This is a genomic window from Streptomyces sp. NPDC059002 (assembly GCF_042740435.1).
In the GTDB taxonomy this organism is placed as follows: Bacteria; Actinomycetota; Actinomycetes; order Streptomycetales; family Streptomycetaceae; genus Streptomyces.
On the sequence record NZ_JBHYJI010000067.1, the window covers coordinates 17,046 to 37,158 of the forward strand.

11 protein-coding genes are annotated in these 20,113 nt (G+C 66.1%); 9 read left to right on the forward strand and 2 right to left on the reverse strand.

Annotated elements, in window-relative coordinates; translation table 11 throughout:
* Positions 1-27 precede the first annotated feature (27 nt).
* The 7 genes from ACFWZ2_RS37050 to ACFWZ2_RS37080 all read left to right on the forward strand — a co-directional run bounded on the left by ACFWZ2_RS37050 (position 28) and on the right by ACFWZ2_RS37080 (position 14,018).
* Positions 28-1,197 carry a hypothetical protein gene (locus ACFWZ2_RS37050; protein WP_384553437.1) on the forward strand — a complete coding sequence of 390 codons (1,170 nt, stop codon included), beginning with the start codon at positions 28-30 and terminating at the stop codon, positions 1,195-1,197.
* Positions 1,187-4,528: a hypothetical protein gene (locus ACFWZ2_RS37055; protein WP_384553438.1), complete on the forward strand. Its 3,342-nt coding sequence runs from the start codon at positions 1,187-1,189 to the stop codon at positions 4,526-4,528. The genes ACFWZ2_RS37050 and ACFWZ2_RS37055 overlap by 11 nt, the downstream gene beginning before the upstream one ends.
* Positions 4,515-7,259, forward strand: coding sequence for an RNaseH domain-containing protein (locus ACFWZ2_RS37060; protein WP_384553440.1), 2,745 nt, complete (start codon positions 4,515-4,517; stop codon positions 7,257-7,259). Before ACFWZ2_RS37055 ends, ACFWZ2_RS37060 begins: the two co-directional genes overlap by 14 nt.
* 554 nt (positions 7,260-7,813) lie before the next feature.
* Positions 7,814-10,300: an EcoAI/FtnUII family type I restriction enzme subunit R gene (hsdR, locus tag ACFWZ2_RS37065; protein ID WP_384553442.1), complete on the forward strand. Its 2,487-nt coding sequence runs from the start codon at positions 7,814-7,816 to the stop codon at positions 10,298-10,300.
* A gap of 379 nt (positions 10,301-10,679) precedes the next feature.
* Positions 10,680-11,336, forward strand: coding sequence for a type IV toxin-antitoxin system AbiEi family antitoxin domain-containing protein (locus tag ACFWZ2_RS37070; RefSeq protein ID WP_384553444.1), 657 nt, complete (start codon positions 10,680-10,682; stop codon positions 11,334-11,336).
* Position 11,337: 1 nt separating this feature from the next.
* Positions 11,338-12,873, forward strand: coding sequence for an N-6 DNA methylase (locus tag ACFWZ2_RS37075; protein WP_384553446.1), 1,536 nt, complete (start codon positions 11,338-11,340; stop codon positions 12,871-12,873).
* Positions 12,870-14,018 carry a restriction endonuclease subunit S gene (locus ACFWZ2_RS37080; protein WP_384553447.1) on the forward strand — a complete coding sequence of 383 codons (1,149 nt, stop codon included), beginning with the start codon at positions 12,870-12,872 and terminating at the stop codon, positions 14,016-14,018. Before ACFWZ2_RS37075 ends, ACFWZ2_RS37080 begins: the two co-directional genes overlap by 4 nt.
* On the opposite strand, the gene ACFWZ2_RS37085 is transcribed toward ACFWZ2_RS37080, so the two are convergent.
* Both ACFWZ2_RS37085 and ACFWZ2_RS37090 read right to left on the reverse strand, forming a co-directional pair.
* A complete protein-coding gene (locus ACFWZ2_RS37085; RefSeq protein WP_384553449.1) occupies positions 14,009-14,674 on the reverse strand; it encodes a RadC family protein in 666 nt (221 codons plus the stop codon). The two genes, ACFWZ2_RS37080 and ACFWZ2_RS37085, sit on opposite strands and share 10 nt — an antisense overlap.
* A gap of 49 nt (positions 14,675-14,723) precedes the next feature.
* Complete coding sequence (locus ACFWZ2_RS37090; RefSeq protein WP_384553451.1) at positions 14,724-16,448, reverse strand: DUF262 domain-containing protein; 1,725 nt, start codon at positions 16,446-16,448, stop codon at positions 14,724-14,726.
* 151 nt (positions 16,449-16,599) lie between these two features.
* Between ACFWZ2_RS37090 and ACFWZ2_RS37095 the strand changes: the two genes are divergently transcribed.
* Positions 16,600-16,863: a hypothetical protein gene (locus ACFWZ2_RS37095; RefSeq protein ID WP_384553453.1), complete on the forward strand. Its 264-nt coding sequence runs from the start codon at positions 16,600-16,602 to the stop codon at positions 16,861-16,863.
* A gap of 577 nt (positions 16,864-17,440) precedes the next feature.
* Positions 17,441-19,717, forward strand: coding sequence for a DUF262 domain-containing protein (locus ACFWZ2_RS37100; protein WP_384553455.1), 2,277 nt, complete (start codon positions 17,441-17,443; stop codon positions 19,715-19,717).
* Positions 19,718-20,113 lie beyond the last annotated feature (396 nt).

The window sequence follows — 20,113 nt, forward strand, 5'->3', positions numbered from 1 at the left end:
CATCCCGTGTTCCCTAGCGTGCCCGCCATGTCGATCTTGGATATGCTTCCCGGCACTACGGGCCGCAGAAGTACCCAACGGGAATCCGAAGTTCTCCTGACCCTCGTGGCCTCCGGCCTGGTGGGTCTCTCCAGCTGGCAGGGGGAGGTGAATCTCCGCCGCCCCTACGACGACCGGTTGCAGCTGGGTCTTGACCGGTTGGCCGTCGCGTGTGCTCGCACTGGCAGCTCCACTCTCCCGACCGGGATCGCGGATCTCGTATGGGAGTGGTGTGCTACCAAGCCGATGCGGGACTGGCCGTTGGTGTTCGATCCGGACGCGGAGGCTGACGGCGAGTTGTTGCTCGTCGACGGTGAGCCGAGTGAGTTCTGCCGGGAGTGGGTGCGAGCCACTCCCGATGTCGTCGGCGATGTGCACGAGAGTGCTCTGGTCCGTCAGGTCAAGGACGTCGCGAAGGCTCTCGGGCGTCCCGAGCTGTATGCCCACTGGCGGCTGGAGCTGACGCGCAACACTCTGCTGTCACCCGCCGAGTTGATCCGGCTCAAGAATCGGTTTCTGGATGCGGCGCCGTGGGCCGAGTGGATCGATGAGTCCTACGAGCCCGTGCCGAGCGAAGGGATGGTCGACGGGCAGATCGCGGTCTGCCGCGGCTGTCGACAATGGATGACCGCAGAACGCGACGCATCGTGGAAGTGCCCGAGCTGGCGATGCGCGCAAGGCCGATTCGCGGACGATCCCGAGTTCCGGTCGGCGCAGGAGGCATTCCGGCTCAGGGCCGAGCTGGTGCGGTACATCGCACTGCCGGGTCTGCCCGAGCTGGAGCTGGCCGAGGCACTGGCTCGCCTCGGGGCCCGCGTGGTGCTGTATCCGGGGCTTGACGCACTCGACGTAGTAGCAATCTGGCCATCGGGCTTCGCGATCGGTGTCGATGTCAAGGACTGGCGCAACCCCTATCTGCTGGCCCGCTCGATCAAGCGGTTCCCGGAGTGGACGGGCGCCCATCCCTACGCCTACTCCCAGGGCTACATCGCCGTGCCGACGGACCGCACCCGCGGCAAGGACAGGTACCTGCGGATTCTGGGACGGCACAGCTCGGCGCTGAGCACGCAGCCGCAGCTGCAGGCCGTGACGATCGATGAGCTGATCAGCCGGTGCCCGGATGAGGGCGTACGAGGCGAGGTGACCTGTGGTCCGTGACCGTAGAGCCTGGCAGCAGGATGCGGCGAAGCTGCTCAAGGAGGCGAGCGCTCAGGCCGGGGTGGCCAAACAGGAACTTCGCGAGGCCCTGGAGATGGAGTTCGCGCTGTATGCGCTGTCCGTCTGGGAACCGCAGGCAGCCGCCCGCGACGGCTGGGCGCTGCTGCGGGGATTCGACTTTCGTCCGCACAGCGGCGATACGCCCGAGACGAACGGATCGGTGCGCTGGCTCCTCAGTTCGTCGAAGAAGGAAGAGGACTGGCAGGAGCGGCTCGCCACGTACGCGGAGTTCCCTGAGCATCTGCGGCTCTTCGAGGTGAAGGAACCCGCCGAACCGCCGGTCATGCGTGAGCTGTCCCTGTGCCGGGAGCGGCATTCCCTCTACGCCGAGGCCCTCGCAGGGATTCCCGCACACAAGACGAAGCAGGCGACACTGGCGGCTGCGGACGTCGCGTACACGTTCACCGCGGGTGGCACTACCCACAGAGTGCGGCTACCGGAATCGATCATCCCCTCCCCTGGGCTGCAGCACACGCCGCGGCAGCGGCGCCGCATGCGGCCCGACTGGCCCGCCCTACTGGCCACCGCCAAGGACATGGACGCCCTCGATCTCAAACAGGGCCGCAAGCCCTGCAACTGGTACGGACGCATCCGCGACCTCCAGCTGCATCTGCGCGGCCCACACGGTCTGCGCCGGGCACAGCGATTGCAGATCAAGGAGCTCGTGCACCTCGCAGGCATGCCGGCAGTGGGCAAAACGAGCGTCCTGACGGTGCTCGCGGTGTGGGCCGCCCAGCACGGACACACCATGACGCTGGTCCTGGGCGATGTGATCGCCGTGCTCAACATGGTCGGTGACCTGAACCGGTACGTACCCGAAGCCGCGGCTCCGATCCTGGGAGCTTCCACTCGTGGCCAGCATCTGCGAAAGCTGCACCGTCCGCCGAATCCAAGGACGCGAGGGGTGCAATTGCTGCGGGACGAGCGGCTGCTCTGGGTGTCCACCGCATGCACGGTGCAGGGCGCGATGCCGGACCTCACCACCCCCTTCCCCCTCGGGGACGCGCCGTGTTCTCGGAAGCTGCAGCGGGTTGCCGAGTCCCCAGACGGTGCGGCCGAGGGCAAGCAAGCGCAGGCGTACGCGGAGCTCTGCGCGTGCCCGATGTTCTTCAGCTGTGGGCGTCATGAGGCGGCGCGCGCTTTGGTGGACGCGCCCATCTGGGTTGCCACGGCGCCGGGCCTGGTGCACTGCCGCGTTCCAACTCAGCTGATGGACCGGGACATGCGGTACCTGGAGCTGGCCTGGGAACGCAGCGACGTCATCGCCTTCGACGAGGCGGACAATGTGCAGATTCAGCTGGACCGTGCCTTCAGCCCGTCTCAGACGCTGGCGGGGCCAGGCAAGGACGCCTATGTGGACGAGGTCCGCCCCTTGTTCGAGCAGCACACCCGCTCCACGCACTGTCAGCATCTGACGACGAGTTCGACCGTCCGGCAGTGGTCTCTCGCGGTCAACTCGGCCGGCATGCTCGTGGCTCGGCTGCGGGCCCTTCTCGGCGAGCATCATCATGTACGTGAGTGGCTTCGCACCGAGTACTTCAACGAGTGGCGACTTGCCGCGCAGCTCGCTCACGAGATCTCGCTGCGCCCGCCGCCGGACGCGGATGCCAACGTCGAGCGCAAGCGGTGGCGCAAGGACGAGGACGTCTATCAGCGCTGGTGGACGACGCTGAAGACCTGGCTCTTCGATCCCGCAGGCCGCTACCGCGGCAAGGACAAACGTGTCGGCGCGCTGCGAGGCTTCGCGGCCCGGGGATACGACGACACGGTCCGGGCCACACGGGAACTGGCCTACTGGCTGGAAGATGACCCCGACATCGTCGTCGGCTCGACCGCGGCCCGCAAACGTCTCGCCATCCGTTTCCAGGTGGTCATGACCGTCGCTCTGCTGACGCGGCAGCTGGACCATCTGACCCGCTACAGCTGGGAAGTTGAGGCGGAGACCGGCGCGGAGGGGATGTCCTCCAGTCTGGTGCACCGTCCGCCGGCGGAGTATCTGCCTCTGGTGCCCGAGAGCCCCATGGGCAACATGCTGGGCTTTCAGTACCGTGAGGACGAGGACGCCCCTGCGGACCGTCTGGGCACCATCAGCTTCTTCCGCTGCTCGGGTATCGGTCGATCACTGCTGCTCGACCTGCCCCGTCTGTTCACTTCCGCCGCCAACAATGGCGCCGATGAGCCGGTCGGCCCGGGGGTTCTGCTTCTGTCCGCGACCAGTTGGGCGGGCAACTCCCCCCGCTACGACGTCCAGGCCCCCGTCACCGGCATCCTCACCTCACGCGCCGCAGAATCCGTCCCCGTAACCGAACGCATCACCTGCGAGTACCTCCCCTCCCGGGGCACCGGACCCGACGGGCAGCCTTACGACCGCACCGTCTCCGGCAAACAGGGAGAAGAGCGCACCGCCGCGCTCACCGATCTCGTCGCCGACCTGTGCACCGCGCAGGTGAGCCTGCGCGGTGCTCGCCCCAGTTCGCTGGAGGCCATCCGCGGCGAGCTTGAACCAGGACGTCAGCGGCTCATGCTCCTGGTGGGCAACTATCAGGAGGCCAAGGCAGTACACCGCAAGCTGGTCGAACTGCGCCCCGAATGGGCGGGGCAGATCATGCACATGGTGCCCGACGACGAACGCGGTACCCATCACTGGCAGGGCGCACTCGCTCGTAGCCGGGTCTCCACGCTCGCCTCCCACGAGGACGTCTGGATCCTCATCACGCCGATGCTCGCCATCGAGCGGGGCCACAACATCCTCAACGACGACCACGTGGCCGCCCTCGGCGCAGCCCTGTATTTGGTACGCCCGCACCTGCACCCCGAGGACCTCAGCTACGACATCGAGTTCATGAACCGGTGGGGCATCGAACAGATCCGCGCCGGACTTCCCGCGGCCGGGCCAGCCAGTGCTCCCTTGGGGGCACGGGCCAAGGCGTTCCAGAACTACGCACACCGCCTGTGGATCGCCCGCCTCGAACAGTCCCTGCGCTACACCGACACCCTGCCCGGTTCGCTGGAGCGGAGGGGCCTGGACTGGACGGGCATCCCCCCGCTCAACCAGATCGCGGGCCGCATGCTGCGCGGCGCGGCACGCGCCCGCATCTACTTCTGCGACGGCGCCTTCGCGCCACACAGCGACGACAGCATCCTCCTGGGCATGTACCGCGCCCTGGAGGAGGCGATGTCCGGACCGCACGCGGACATCGCACGTCCCCTCTATCTGCCCTTGATGCACGGCCTGCACAACCTCCTGGAGAAGTACCGTGGCGACGTATGACCGACTGCAGCGCATGTCCCTCATCCTGCGCGCCTGCCTGGATGAGCCTCTGGGCTCCTACGAGAGATTCGAGTTTCCTCAGCGCCTGGCCCGCCAGCTGCGCTCACACGTCTTCCGCCGCTACGACGCCGACGGGGAGGAGCAGCTGCACGGGATCCCGCTGTGGGCCGTGTCCCACGGCATCGCCGGGCTCCTCCCCGATGGGCTGGTCACCGACAGCTCAGGGAAGCCCGGTAAGACCTGGCTGGCGTGGAACCGTCAGTTCGGCGCGCCGAGGCCCGACAAGGAGCTCATCGTCGAGCTGGTGCGCAGCGGACTGGTCGTGGCGGCCGAAGAGCGGAACAAGAAAGCCCGCCTGCGCGGCCGCCCCGAGCCCGTGGACATGGGTGAACTCGCCGCAGTCCTCGCCGACTTCGATGCCGACGACCTGCGCAGCGAGGTCCGCCGCCTCACCGTCAAGCCCAACCAGGCCCTCCAGGGCGAGGAGTACCGCGTGCTGCCGCACCTCGTGGCCGCGCACCTCGTCTCATCCAACTGGCAGGTAGAACACGTCGGCTGGAAGCGCGATGCGGAAGACGGGCCGCACCTCCCCTGGCGGTACGGCACTTCCCGATGGCGGCGTGTCGCCTGCGACGAGGGCGCCGAGCTCATCTCCTGGCCGCCGCAGACGTACGTGAGCGACGGCGGGACGGTCTATCCCTGGTCGTACACGTTGAGGCTCACCGCCCAGAACCACGCTCTGGGTCAGTCCCCCGAGAGTCTGCTGCACGCCAGGGTAGGGATCAGGCGCTGGGCTCGCAGCAACGTCTGGGACGGACAACGCGCCATCACCGCCTACCTCTTCACCCCGTCCCCCTGGTCCAACGACACCAGCCCGTTCGGCAGGGCCTCCCTTCGCTGGCACCCGGGCCCGCCGGGCAAGCGTGAGGGCAAGATGGTCTGGGACGATGTCTTGGCCGCGACGCTGGCCCGCTGCACCTCACAGCGCTACCTGCCCTCCGCCCCCGAACTGGCCGCCGATCCTCAGCAGTTCCTCCGGCCCGCTGAGGACGTCCTCGTCTCCGGAGTGGTCTTCCGTGACGGTCTTGGCCAGTACGCCAAGCACTCCGTCGGCACCGGAGCATCAGCCCGCGACCGATGGCAGATCTTCCGCCAGTTGCAAGCCGCTCTCTCCCGCATGGCCACGCCCGAGGAGCCCCTGCACCGCCTCCCCGTCCCCGTACGTCCCCGCCCGCCAGCCGATCAACTGCTGAACATCGACCTCGCGGCACTCGCTCAGGCAACAGGCCGCAGCATCGTGGTGGATGTTCTGGCCGACACCATCACCATGCGGGACGAGGTGCTCGCAACCCTCCACAAAGCCCTCGGACAGCCAGCACCCACTCCCCCAGGCCGCAACGCGCCCGCTCCTCACACCTACACGCTGCGCACCCCCCACCTCGACGTCATCATCCGCACCCAGCCGGTGGGCGAGCTCGCCGATCGACTCCCCGTCGACTACACCATCAAGAACCCCAAGGACCGTGCCCGCAAGGCAGCCGCCGAACGCCGCGCCCAGACCATCGCGCGCCTCCAGTCCCCGGAACTGACCGGCCTCCCGCGCTTCGCCATCATCGAGATGGCCGACGCCGACGCCTATCCCACCTCCGAGCACGACCCCAAAGAGGCGGTTAAGGCGGCGGCCGCCTCCCTCGGCATCCTCGTGCAGAACATCACCCCGCCGAAATCGGCCAACACCGACACGGGCAAGGAAACCGCGGCCACCCGCAGCCAGCGCATCGGCAAGTCCGTCATGGACCTCCTCGCCCGCCAGACCGGGCTGCTCACTCACCCCGAGAAGCCCGGCACGACGGCGAACCCGCTCCGCGACGTCACCACCGTCGGCCTGTGGGTCGTACGCCGCAACAAGAGCGTGAACGCCCTGCTCCCCCTCGCTGTCGCCCACACCCCCGACGAGCCCTTCGCCCGCATCCGGATGCCTCACACCGACACCTGGCTCCCCTTCCACCAGGGCCTGCTCACGCTGTCCGATATCGACTGCGAACGATGGCTACCCGACCAGCGGATCAGGGAGTTCTTCGGGCAGGTCGTCGAGGAGATCTGCGACGGCTCGGACATCGCGCTGGTGAGCCTGGCCCAGAACCTGCGCTCAAGCTGCCCCGCCCTCACCAATGGGCTCCTGCAACCCGACATCCTCGCCTTCGACGCCGCACACCCCATCCCACCCGAGCGCCGCAAGGGCCTACGCCACATCCGACTGCGCACCAACCTCCGCGACGAAACCGCCCAGCATTACAGCTACACCGAAGGCGCAGAAGACGGCGACGTCGGCGTCGGCTCCCACTTCTGGACGGACCCCCGCCTCCCCCGCCACTTCTTCAGCACCGCCAAGAAGCCCGCGACCGCAGGCAACGGCTCGCCCCAGGGATCACGCATCGAGGCCCACTGGGGCTGCACCGGCAAGGACGACGACGGCAACAAGACCTACGGCCAGAAGCACGACACCCGCCAGAACGTCTGGAACCCCCAACTCCTCGAACTCCTCGTCGCCGCCCACGCCCCCGACGACGGCCCTGCAGCCTGGGCCGCGCTCATCCACCAACAGCGCTACGAAGCCTCACACTTCTCCGACCCGCTGGCCCTCCCCACAGTCCTGCACCTGGCACACACCGTCGCCAAGCACATCCTCCCCGACCACCTGATCGAACCGATCACGGCCTCCGAGACATAGCGCCAGAGGGCCGTCACACGTGCCGTTACCCCTTACGCGCTCCCGCCCCCGCTCATCTCAACAGCCCCTTCCCTCGCCGGAACCACCAAGCCGATCGCCCGTCGGTCACCGGCAGGAAGGGGCACCAGGAGATTGGATCTTCACCACCACAGCCCCAGACCGACCGGCACGAGCCACGCCCACACCTCCACCCGACGCTTCTCACTTGAGCCGCACCACGGTCTGAACCACCAACACACCGACCCCACGCCGCGCTGTCCGCTGTTCCCATGTTCCGAGTGCCCCGCCGGGGCCTCGAACCTGCGGCCAACCCGACTACGCCAAGTCATGCGTGGCGGCGATCGTGACCTGCCCACCGCAAACCCGCAAGCGGGGAGGATCAAGTGGCCGTTGACAGCACGGTGGGAACGTCTTATCCCGGTATGGCAGCCGAGGCCGGACGAAGGCACCGGTCACCCTGCTGTCCGCGGAGACGGCCAATGCCTTCGTCACGTCCCGGTCCCGGTTTCCTGGTCAGCCCGCGTATGTCAGACCCATGCAGTACACCTGAGTACATGGCGACCGATGACGCGTATGGGATGAACGAAGATGAGACCTGCCGGACCTATATCCTTCCGGCCCTCGACCGGTCCGGGTGGACGACTGATCAGATCCGCCCCCAGTTCCAGATCAACGGCGGTCGCCTGACGCCCACCCCGAAGCGCCACATGCGGGACGACCCGCTCGTCGCCGACTACGTACTGGAGTACACGCCGGATCTGCCCATCGGAGTCATCGAGGCGAAGCGGTATCGCATCGACGCCCAGGACGGCGTGGAGCAGGTCCGGCGCTACGCGAAGAAGCTCCGCCTCCCCTTCGCCTATGCGACGAACGGCCGGGAGATCATCGAGCTGGACCTGCGCGGCGCCTCCCCTTCCATCCGGGAGATCGACCGTTTCCCCACGCCAGAGGAACTCTGGTCTCGCTTCCTCGACGCGGAGCAGGCCGATTCCGCCCTCGGTCGTGAACTCCTCACCACGCCGAACAACCACTCGTTGCGGAACTCGGACAACACCATCAAGCGGCCCCGCTACTACCAGCGGATCGCGGTCAACCGCACGCTGGCAGCCATCGCCCGAGGCCAGGAACGCATTCTGCTCGTCCTCGCCACTGGTACGGGCAAGACGATGGTCGCCCTGCAGACCGTCGCCAAGCTGTACAACTCCCAGTGGACTCCGGGCCGCAAGCCCAGAGTGCTGTACCTGTCCGACCGCAACATGCTGGTCGACAACCCGAAGGACGAGTACTTCCTCAAGGCGTTCGGTGTGGACGACGTCACCAAGCTCGGCGGCGGAAAGGTCGTGAAGGGCCGCAAGGTCTACTTCGCGCTGTACCAGTCCCTGGAACAGCGGGATCAGGTCGAGGACAAGCCCTTGTACGAACGCTACGAGCGTGACTACTTCGACCTCATCATCGTGGACGAGTGCCATCGGGGCAGCGCACGCGACGACTCGCAGTGGCGCCGAATCCTCGACCACTTCTCCCCGGCCACACAGATCGGGCTGACCGCGACACCCATCAGCCGCAAGGACGCGGACTCGGTCGACTACTTCGGCGACCCGGTCTACACGTACTCCTTGGCAGACGGCATCGGCGATGGATTCCTGGCCCCCTACCGGGTGCGCAGGGTACGGCTCAACGTGGACGTCGAGGGTTACGTACCCGAGCCCGGCCAGCGCGACAAGTACGACAACGAGATCCCCGAGGGCGTGTACGGCCCCAGGGACTACGAACGCGTGATGGTCATCCTTGAGCGCACCGAGGCTGCGGCCCAGTACGTGATCGACTATCTGCGGTCCACCGCCGAGGACGGCAAACACGGCAAGACGATCGTGTTCTGCGAGAACAACAACCATGCCGGGCGCATGCGCAACGCGCTCTACAACGCCGCGTCCCAGGAGGTGAACAAGCACTCCGACTACGTGGTCCGTATCACCGACGCCGACCGCGACGTCGGCATGGCGCACCTCGACGAGTTCCGCAAAGACGACTCCGACGAGCCCGTGATCGCCGTGACGTCGAAACTGCTGAACACCGGCATCGACCTGCCGGCGGTCCGCAACATCGTGCTGTTCCGGCGCATCGCGTCGATGCCCGAGTTCAAGCAGACCATCGGCCGCGGCACCCGGCTGTGCCCCGAGATCGGCAAGGCATCGTTCGACATCATCGACTTCGTGGAAGCGACCCGCCTCTTCGACGATCCCAACTTCGACGGCCCTCCGCTGCGCGTGGTGCGGGACACTGCGGACGAGCAGGGCCACGTCATCGACACGGTGGGCGAGACCCCGGACGGGCAGGAGATCGACCCGGAGACCGTCGCCGAGCCGGACTCCGCGTACGAGCAGCAGGACGGTGGGGCGTTCGACTCAGCGTCCCAGGCCGGGGTCATCGACGACCCGGACGAGATCGACCGCATCCGCGCGCGTGGTCGCAAGTACGTGGTGGACGGCGTCGAGGTCTACAAGTGGGGCGAGAGCCGCTATCAGCTCGACTCCGACGGCCGGACGATGCGCCTGGTCTCCATCCGGCAGTGGGTCCGGGGCCGTGTGCTCGAACTCGACCTGGCCCCAGCCTCGTTGCGATCCCAGTGGGCCTCGGCTAAGTCCCGCGGCGCCCTAATGTCCATCCTCAAGAAGGCCGACGTGGACGCCGAGGAGCTCCCCGACGCCTTCGACGTCCCCGACGTGGATCCAGTGGATCTGCTCCTCAACGTGGCGTGGGGCTTGCCCCTGGTCAGCAGGGAGGAGCGGTTCAACCGCTTCCTGCACGAGCACCAGGAGTTCCTGAAGTCCTTCCAGCCGCAGGCCCGCGAGGTACTGGAGGAGATGCTGCTCAAGTTCGTCGAGCATGGGTCGACGCAGCTGAAGCCGGAGACGCTACAGGTTCAGCCATTCACGAAGATGGGCTCGGTCCTCGAGCTCACGGGCCGGTTCAGTGGCGACGGGTTGCCCCTGCACGCCGCCATCGATGAGCTGGGACGGCGGTTGCTGGAGGCTTCGTAGGGTGGGGCTGTGGAGGCTCGGTCGGATGTGATAGCGGCCCCTGTCACATCCGACGGGGGCCGCGTACGTGGATGCACTCCGGGGTTACGAGGGGACTTCCCCCCCTTGACGGCCACGACGAATCGGTCCAACCGGTTGCGGGGCTGAGCAGGGCGGAGCCGTGGGAGGGGAGCGGAGTCGCGGGCACGGGCACGGCGGGGGCGGGGAAGACGTCGAGGACTTCGAGGCAGCTACCCTGGTCGGCTCCGCTGCAGCTGGACTTACGTCAGCCGTGCAGCTCGGAAGCGCAGGGTTTCCAGGTCTGCTTTAGTTTGGCGCGCTGCCCCTTGCATCAAACTAAAGCAGACTTTGAGGACTGTGCATTTGCTAAGGTGACCCCGTGCTCACAGACCGTACGGACACCCGGGCCACCCTGTGGCGCGTGGCGAGCGGCCAGCACGGCTACTTCACCGCTGCCCAGGCCCTGAAGGCTGGGTACTCCTACCAGGCGCAGCGCTACCACGCGCAGCGCGGGAACTGGCTGCCGGTCGACCGGGGTATCTACCGGTTCCGTGAGTTCACGGACCTGCCCGCCAGCGAGGATGCCCACCTGGTGCGCTGGTGCCTGTGGAGCAGAGGCCGGGCGGTCGCCTCGCATACCACCGCCCTGTCCATCCACGACCTGGGCATAGCGAACCCCTCCCAGATCCACCTCACGGTGCCGCGTAACTTCCGCCAGAAGGACGCAGCGGTGATCCTGCACCGCGCTGAACTCACCCCCGATGAGATCGAGGACCGTGCGGGCTACCGCGTGACGGCCCCGGTCCGGGCTATCGCCGAGTGCGCCGCGGCGGGAACCGAGCAGGACCTATTGGACTCGGCAGTCGCGGAAGTACTGGAGCGCGGTGTGGCCATGAGGCGCCAACTCCTTCACGCAGCAGAGACTCTGGGCCCAAGAGCCGAACTCGGGGTCGAGCGCGCCCTTGCGACCCGCACGAAGCACGGCGTCCACGATACCGGCAGCCCCTCCAACTCCCGTACAACGAAAGAACACTGACATGCCACCCCGCAAGAAGAAGCAAGAGCCGTCCGCCCCCCTCTGGGAGGAGAAGGAGGCGGACAAGAAGCAATCTGCCGCCCAATCCCGGGCCAAGCTCCAGTCGCTGGTGAAATCCGCGCGGGACATCATGCGCAAGGACGCGGGGCTCAACGGCGACCTCGACCGGCTCCCCCAACTGTCATGGCTGCTGTTCCTCAAGGCGTTCGACGAGCGCGTCGAGCAGACCGGCGCGGCACTCGACCCCGACTACCGACCCGCGATCGAGGAGCCGTACCGCTGGCAGGACTGGGCGCCGAAGCGGGATTTCAGCGGAGACGACCTGCGTGCCTTCGTCAACGGTGACCTCATCCCCCACCTCGCGGGACTTGAGGGAAGTGGCGCCGACGATCCTCGGAACATCCTCTCGGCGGTCTTCGCGGACGTCACCAACCGCATGATGTCCGGCACGCTCCTTCGCGACCTGGTGGACGTGGTCGACCAGATCCACTTCACGTCGTCGGACGACATCCACACGATGGCGTTCGTCTATGAGTCGATCCTCAAGGAAATGCGGGACGCGGCCGGTGACTCCGGCGAGTTCTACACCCCGCGGCCGGTCAACCGGTTCATGGTTCAGCAGTCGTTCCTCGAACTCGGCGAATCCATCCTCGACCCGGCCTGCGGCACAGGCGGCTTCCTCGTCCAAGCGTACGAGGACCTGAAGGACAAGGTCGAGACTGACGAGCAGCGCAAGCAGCTGGCCGGCGACCTGCGCGGCATCGAGAAGAAGTCTCAGCCGTACCTGTTGGCCAGCATGAACCTGCTACTCCACGGCATTAATGCCCCCCAGCTCATCCACGACAATGCCCTCAAGCGAATGCGTCAGTCCACCGCGGCCGAGCGCGTGAACGTCGTCCTCACCAACCCTCCCTTCGGCGGAGAGGAAGAGCAATCGATCGTCAAGCAGTTCCCATCGGGCTTCCAAACCCAGGAAACTGCCTGGCTCTTCGTCCACGCGATCCTGGACCAGCTGAAGAAAGGCGGGCGGTGCGCGGTCGTCCTGCCCAACGGCAGTTTGTTCGCCGGCGGGGTGGGTGCCCGTATCAAGGAGAAGCTGATGAAGGAGTGCAACCTGCATACCATCGTCCGCCTCCCGCAAGGCGTCTTCGCGCCGTACACCCAAATCCCGTCGAACCTGCTCTTCTTCGAGAAGATCGGGCCGACGAAGGAAACCTGGTTCTACGAAATCCCTTTGCCAGAGGGGCGACGGGGCTATACGAAGACGAAGCCAATGCGGATCGAGGAGTTCGAGCAATGCGTTCAGTGGTGGGGTGGTAAGGAGCGGAAAGGGCGCGAGGCCGGACAGCAGGCGTGGCTGGTTCCTGTTGAGGACGTCAAGAAGGCGGGCTACGACCTCGACATCACCAACCCGCATGTGGGCGATGCCATTGAGCACCAGACGCCTGCTGAACTCGTGGACGAGCTGATCAAGGTAGAGGGCGAGATTCTGGGACTGTTGGAAGAGCTGCGAGCCGGGTTGGGAGAGGGTAAGTGAACACGCAGCTCGTGCGACTCGGCGATGTACTCACTCTGGAACGTATCCCCCTTGACGTACAGGAAGACGAAACCTACACGCAAATCGGTATCCGGTCCTTCGGCAATGGAATCTTCCACAAGGACCCCTGTCTGGGCAGTGAGCTGAGCAAACTCAAGTACTTCAAAATTCACCCCGGGCGCCTGATCGTCAGCAACATCATGGCGTGGGAAGGGGCGATCGGACTATCGACGGACCGAGAAGAGGGGCTCGTTGGTTCAGCTCGCTTCTTGAGCTACAGGCCAGCCGAAACCGTTGATGCCAGGTACCTGAATTACTACTTCCAGAGCCCCGCCGGACGTGAGTTGGCCCGCTCTGCATCGACTGGCACGGTTTCCCGAAACCAGACCTTGTCTCCGAAGAACTTCGAGCGGGCAACCATTCCGCTGCCCGAGCTGCCCGAACAGCGCCGCATCGCCGACAAACTAGACGCCACGCTGGCAACAGTCGCAACCACCACCACCGCAGCCCCGCAACAGGAGTCAGCCCGGCTCCTCGCCATCGGCGGCCTAGACCGCGCCCTGACTCGCTGGTCACAGGGCACCGTTCGCGTTGACGCCACATGTAAGCAGATCAACGACACAGTCCACCCGGGCGACGATCCAAGCCCGGCAAAGCAATTCGTCGGCCTTGAGCACATCGCCCCACACTTTGGACAGCGCATTGGAGCGCGCCCTCTCGGCGACGAGAAGGGCCGCAAGTTCCGCTTCCAGCCTGGCGATGTCCTCTACGGCTACCTGCGCCCGTATCTCAACAAGGTCTGGGTGGCTGACCGAGACGGGTTGTGCAGCGTAGAGCAATATGTGCTTCGCCCCAACGGACACATGCCCGCCGAGCTGATTGCCGCAGGGCTACGTGCCAAGGCGACGCTGGATACCGTCAAGGAGCACACACACAACCTCCAACTCCCGCGCCTCCGGTCGGGCCTGCTCATGGCCATAGAGATTCCGGACATCCCACAGGAGCACCACGAAGCAGCTTTGGTCGATGTCCGCACCTGGGAACAGAAGGCACATGCCCTCAACTCCCTTCAGCGGCAGCGCGACGACCTCCTGGCCGCCCTCCGCCCCACCCTCCTCAACGCAGCCTTCTCGGGTCAGCTGTAATCCACCCTCCCCCACTCCCCCTCCCCCACGACCACATGGTCCAGAAACCGCACCCCGACCGTCTCTGCCCCCGTCACCAGCCGGGCCGTAGCAAGGCGGTCGGGCTCGCTCGGGGTCACACGCCCCGAGGGGTGGTTGTGGGCAACCCCGAACGCCGCGCCCCCGCTCGCCAGGACCAGTGCCAGCACATCCCGCACCGGCAACAGACACCGATCCGACGCCCCCTCCGTCAACACTGCCGTACGCAGCACCCGGCCTCCCCCGTCGCAGACCACCACCACGACCCGCTCATGCCGCAACCCGCGCAACAGTGGCCCCGCGACCATTGCCAAGTCCCTTGATCCACCCACCCGTTGGACCTCAGACCGCTCCGCCCCCACCCTGCGCCCGAGCTCGAACGCCGCCGCCACCCGCGCCGCCTTCGCCGGACCCACCCCACCCATGTCCACGGCCAGTTCACGAGCATCGGCTCGCGACAGAGCACGTAACCCGCCGTGCCGCGCGATCAACCGCCCAGCCAGCTCCACCGCGTCGCACCCGCCCGTCCCCGAGCCGAGTAGCAAGGCCAGCAACTCGCGGTCCGAAAGTACCTCCGCGCCCCGCGCGAGCAGCCGTTCACGCGGCCGGTCCTCGACTGGGACTTCCCTGATCCTCATCCCGATCCGCCCCTCGTCCAGACGCCCAAGAACAGCCAAAACCGCCCCGTCAGTCCGCCGAATCCCGATCCAGCGGCTCGTCCGCCCCCTCAGGCTCCTCAGAGTCGGATTCGTCGTCAATGCTCCCCACCATCGAAGCCAGCGCGGCAGGCGCGACCGCCGACCCTCCCGCCGCCGTACCGATCAGCTGCATCAGCCGCCGGTGCAGCGTCTCGGACCTGGCCAGCAGGAAGCCCTCGTAGTCGTCCCGCAGTGCCGCCTGATACGCGTCCTCCTCCACCAGGCAGGACTGCAGCCGCTTGCGGAGCGCATCCTCACCCTCAAGGTCCCGCAGGTCGCGGAGATAGCGGGACGGCGACCGGTCCGAGATCCAGATGTTCGTGTTCGAGGTGATCATGACCAGGTTGCCGCAGACGTTCGCCCCCTTAATCCCCTGGTCACGCAGGAAGGCGCGAGGGAAGAAGTGGTGGAACTCCTTGTCGTTCTGCCAGGAGAGAGCCTTTCCCGCGTCGACGCGCCGACCGATCAGCAGGTCCAACGGATCCTCGTACGAAAGCAGGAGACCGAGAAGCTTGCTCGGCGCGTTCCTCTTCGAGAACGGGCTGCGACGCCAGAGAGTGCTGCGAGGCAGAGCCGCGCCCGTGTCGATCTCTTCCGTCTCGCCCCGGGCGAACGCGGAGACAGCCGCCAGGTCGGGGCCCATCTGGCTCTCGCTCCAGTTCTTGAAGTACTCGCCGCTCGCGGTCAGCCAGAACCACCGCTCAAGCGCCTCGTACTGCGCAGCACTTGGCTTGGGCAGCTGCCGGAAGATCTCCACCAGGACCGCGAACTGGTTGTAGTAGGGCAACGCCTCCGCCCGTGGCGTACGGATCTGGGTGCAAAGGAAGTCCACGGCCCGCTCGGCCGCCTTCCCTGCCTCGGCTCCCGCCTCCCTCAACTCGTCCTTACTCAGATCCCGCAAGCGGTTGATATCGCTGCGGGAGAAACCGAAGCGGGCCGAGGCCGCGATGGTCCGCAGCATCGTCTTTGTGTCGACCCGGCCGTAATTCTTCGCGTCGAGGACACCGAGCAGCTTCTCGATCTCCTCCTTCAGGTCGAAGTCCGGGCTCCACGTGGCCGCCCTCATCAGGTCGACGATGTTCATCGCGGTGCCCGTGCTGTTGATCCGCTCGAAGATCCTCGAAGAATCGGATTCAGTCAGCTCGTGCAGGGTCACGACCGGGATCTGGTAGTTGGTGAACTGCTCGTACAGCACCTCCATGCGGTCGCGCAGTTCAGGCCGCAAGTCGGCTACCTGGCCGAACAGCGACGCCGCCGATCCCACCCGGCGCATAGGGATCACGTGGGCCGGTATCGGTGTGCCGTCCGGCAGTTCATCAAGGTGGAGGAAGCGCTCCTCCTCCAAGTCGTACCCGAACTGCCAGCCCTGGCTGTCACCGTGGAGCGCCCCGACAAGGCTCGCGATGCGCTGCTGCCCGTCGATGATGTAGTTGACGGGGTAGCCGCGCCTGGGCTCATCGACGTCGAGACCGGCCACCTCACTCTCACTGCCGAGTTCCTGCGTCGTCTGCCACAGCAGCAGGCTGCCGATCGGATAGTTGCGGTGAACCGAATCGAGCAGATACAGGACCTGCTGCCTGGTCCACACGAACCCCCGCTGGTACTTCGGCAGCACGATGTCCCCACACAGCACCCGGTCCGCCAGCCTCGTCACCGGAACAGCCGTCGGCTCCGGCCCCGGAACCCGCCGCCCCGAAACTGGTGACTTCACCACGTCCGCCCCCTCGTGTCGCTGCCACGTACAACCTCAGAACCGATCGTAAGTGGCACCACTGACAACGCGGTTCGGCCGGACAGAGGAGCAGAGCCCGATCGCACAGGACACAGTATGTGCACGGGTCTTGGGTGCGGCCTGGGATCGAAAGATGGCTATCGAAGTTCCCCAGGACCTGCTGGATGCTGAGGCTGAGGCGTGGGAGCACATCCAGGCCGGGGCGCCGACCGCCGAGATGGCTGTTGCGGTGCACGAGAAGATCGTGGTGTTCGCCGAGGCGTCCAGCGCATCTCGCATGGAGGTCCAGGTGGCTGCAAGTTCCCTGATCGTGTGGCGAGTTCGGGTTGCGGCTGGTGGAGGTGGGCAGCGGTGCAGGCACGAGCTTCGTGATCATCGCGGTGTCTTACGCCGTTGATCATGAGGTGCCGTGCCTTCTGCTGCATCCTCCGCAATCCCTGCTGTCCTGCTGACGCTGGGGCCGCTGGACGCCGATCGGGGCGTTGACGTGCGCCCGTACCTCGATGCCCACCAGGCCGGCCCGGCCGAGCTAGCCACCCTGATCCGCGGGCACTGGACAGTAGAGGCCCTGCACCACATTCGAGACCGGACCTTCGCCAAGGACGCCTCCACCATCCGCGCCGGCACCACACCCCGCACTATGGCCAGCTCCGTAACCTCGCCATCGGCACGCCGAAGACCCTCGGAGCCAGCAACATCGCCAAGACCACCCTCGCCATCCGCCACCAACCCGAACAAGCACGCCGGATCCTGGGCATCACCGACGAGCCAGATCTCAACGGAACTTGATCACACCCTGGCCTCTCCTGCCCTCGAAAACCGGCCTGGTCGATTCCCGCAAGCGCACCCACCCTTGCAGCAGGCGCCATTGGCGCTGCGGCGCCGCGAGTCCGCGTGGTAGAAGTCTGATGCTGCCTCCACACTCTGCCTGCTTCCACCGACCAGCCGCCCTCGGACATTAGGAGCACTTGGCTGTGCCACCCACTCTGTACCGCGACACGGGTTACACACTTCGGCACCTGATCGAGAACATCGAAGGCGGACGGATCGGGCTCCCCGATATCCAGCGACCATTCGTATGGTCCGCGGCGAAGACCCGAGACCTCTTCGACTCGATGTATCGCGGCTACCCGATCGGCACCCTGATGTTCTGGGAGACCGGCGCCGAGGTGGGGACGCGGCAGATCGGGACGGAAGCCAGCGATCGGGCACCCCAGCTGTTGGTCGTTGACGGGCAGCAGCGGCTCACCGCCCTCTTCGCCGTCCTGACCGGACGCAAGATCGTGACCAAGTCCTTTGACGAGATCAACGTGCGCATCGCATTTCATCCGGAGGACCAGACGTTCGAGGTCGCGGACGCGGCGATAGAGCGTGACGCCCACTTCATCCCGGATATCACCGCACTCTGGGCCCGAGGCGGCTACAAGCCCACCGTCCGGAAGTTCTTCCAACGGCTGGAACATGCAAGCGGACAGGCCCTGTCAGACGCCGCCAAGGATGAACTCGAAGAACGAATAGACCGAGTCCGGGACCTGCACGAGTTTCGCTTCCAGGTAGTGGAACTGGGCGCTTCGGCCGACGAAGAGCAGGTGGCCGACATCTTCGTTCGCATCAACTCCGAAGGCGTGAAGCTCAACCAGTCCGACTTCATCCTCACCCTGATGTCGGTGCACTGGGAGAAGGGTCGGCGCCAGCTCGAGGACTTCAGCCGGGCCGCGGTGATCGCGGGACTCCCCGGCTCGAGCCCTCGCAACGCCTTTCTGGATCCCAGGCCGGACCAACTCCTGCGCGTCGCTGTCGCCGTCGCCTTCAGGCGAGCCCGACTGCAGCATGTCTACAGCGTTCTACGGGGCAAGGACCTCGAAACCGGCAAGGTCACCGTCGCACGGCGACAGGAGCAGTTCGACCGGCTGGCCCAAGCGCACACGAAGGTCCTGGACCTGACCAGCTGGCACGAGTTCTTTCAGTGCGTCACAACGGCCGGCTTCCGAAGCCGCAAGATGATCACCTCCGACAATGCCCTGCTGTACAGCTATACGATCTGGCTGATCGGGCGCCACGACTTCGGCTTGGCGGCCGACGAACTGCGTCCAGTGATCGCTCGGTGGTTCTTCATGGCGCACGCTACCGGCCGGTACTCCAACTCTCCTGAGTCACAGATGGAGTTCGATCTGGGGCGGATCGGCAGTCTGCCGCACGGCGACGGCCGAGCCTTCGCCGTGGAACTCGACCGGATCATCGCAGCGAACTTCACTGGCGACTACTGGGACATTTCGCTGCCGAACCGGCTGGACACCTCCTCGTCGCGTTCACCGGTGCTGTTTGCCTACCAGGCAGCCCTGAACATCCTCGACGCCGAAATACTCTGCGGCAACCAACGAATCCGTGAGCTTCTGGACCCCTCGGTCAAACCCGCCAAGGGCATCGATCGAGACAACCTGTTCCACCCCAAGACTCTCGCCGGGCTGGGCACCACCGACCGGCGCCAAGTCAACGCCATCGCCAACATGGCCTACGTGACGTGGCCGGCAACTGAGATGACCAACACCGACGCACCACACGACTACTGGCCCAGGATCACCGACGCGATGGACCCGGCGGTACTCGAGCGACAAGTACGGTGGCACGCGCTCCCGGTCGGCTGGGAGCAGCTTGACTACCCGACCTTCCTGGAACGGCGCCGCCAACTGATAGCCCGGGTGGTGCGGGAAGCGTTCGAGAGCCTTACCGAGGAACAGCCTGCGTATATCCCCACCGCCCCGGCTGACATCATCGCCGCAGGAGAGTCCCAAAGCACCGAGTTCAAGGCCAGCGCCCGCTGGAACGTATACACCCAGCAAGCCGACAAGTCCCTACGGCACAACATCGTCAAGGCTGTCTGTGGTTTCCTGAACGGCGAAGGCGGCAATCTGTTCATCGGTGTCGCCGACGACTCGACCGTCCTCGGCATCGAGAACGATCTCACCACCCTTGAGCGGCAGGCCAGCGTCGACGGGTATGAGCTTTTCGTGCGCCAACTCCTCGACAGCAGCCTGTCCACCCCGACAGCAAGCACCGTCCGCGTCCGCTTCCCTGAAGTCTCCGCCCGCATCGTCTGTCAGATCAGTGTTGCCGGGGCGGGTCGGCCGGTGTTCGCCAAGCCCACGAAGGGCAGCAACGAGGCAACCGACTTCTGGGTCCGGGTCGGCAACGCCACCAAGCAACTCCACGGCGACGACCTCCTGCGCTACCAGGAGGAACATTGGGGGTGAGCGTCTGTGCCCTTCGAGGAAAGCCCCAGTTCACACCCGTTCCTATCTGCATCACGCGTCGTCGAGGACTCAAGCCTGCGGCAGTCTCCCGGGCCCCGCGAAGGATTGGCCCTGCCCGGCCATGGCCACCCACCCGCCCCGCCAACGCACACTCGACGCCTCTGGGAAACGCCAGATCAGCCCGCCCGCCGGGTTCAGAACGACACTGCCGCCGTGAGTACCAGCACCCCGCGCCGGGCTGGGGAAAATCCCGCTTCCCATGTTCTGTGGCTCCCGCCAGGGACTCGGACCTGCGGCCAACTCAACTACGCCAAGTCGTACACAGCAGTGACCGTGACCCGCCCACCGCAAACCCGCACGTCACGCCCGTTCCCATCTGTTGGCGACCCCGTCGAG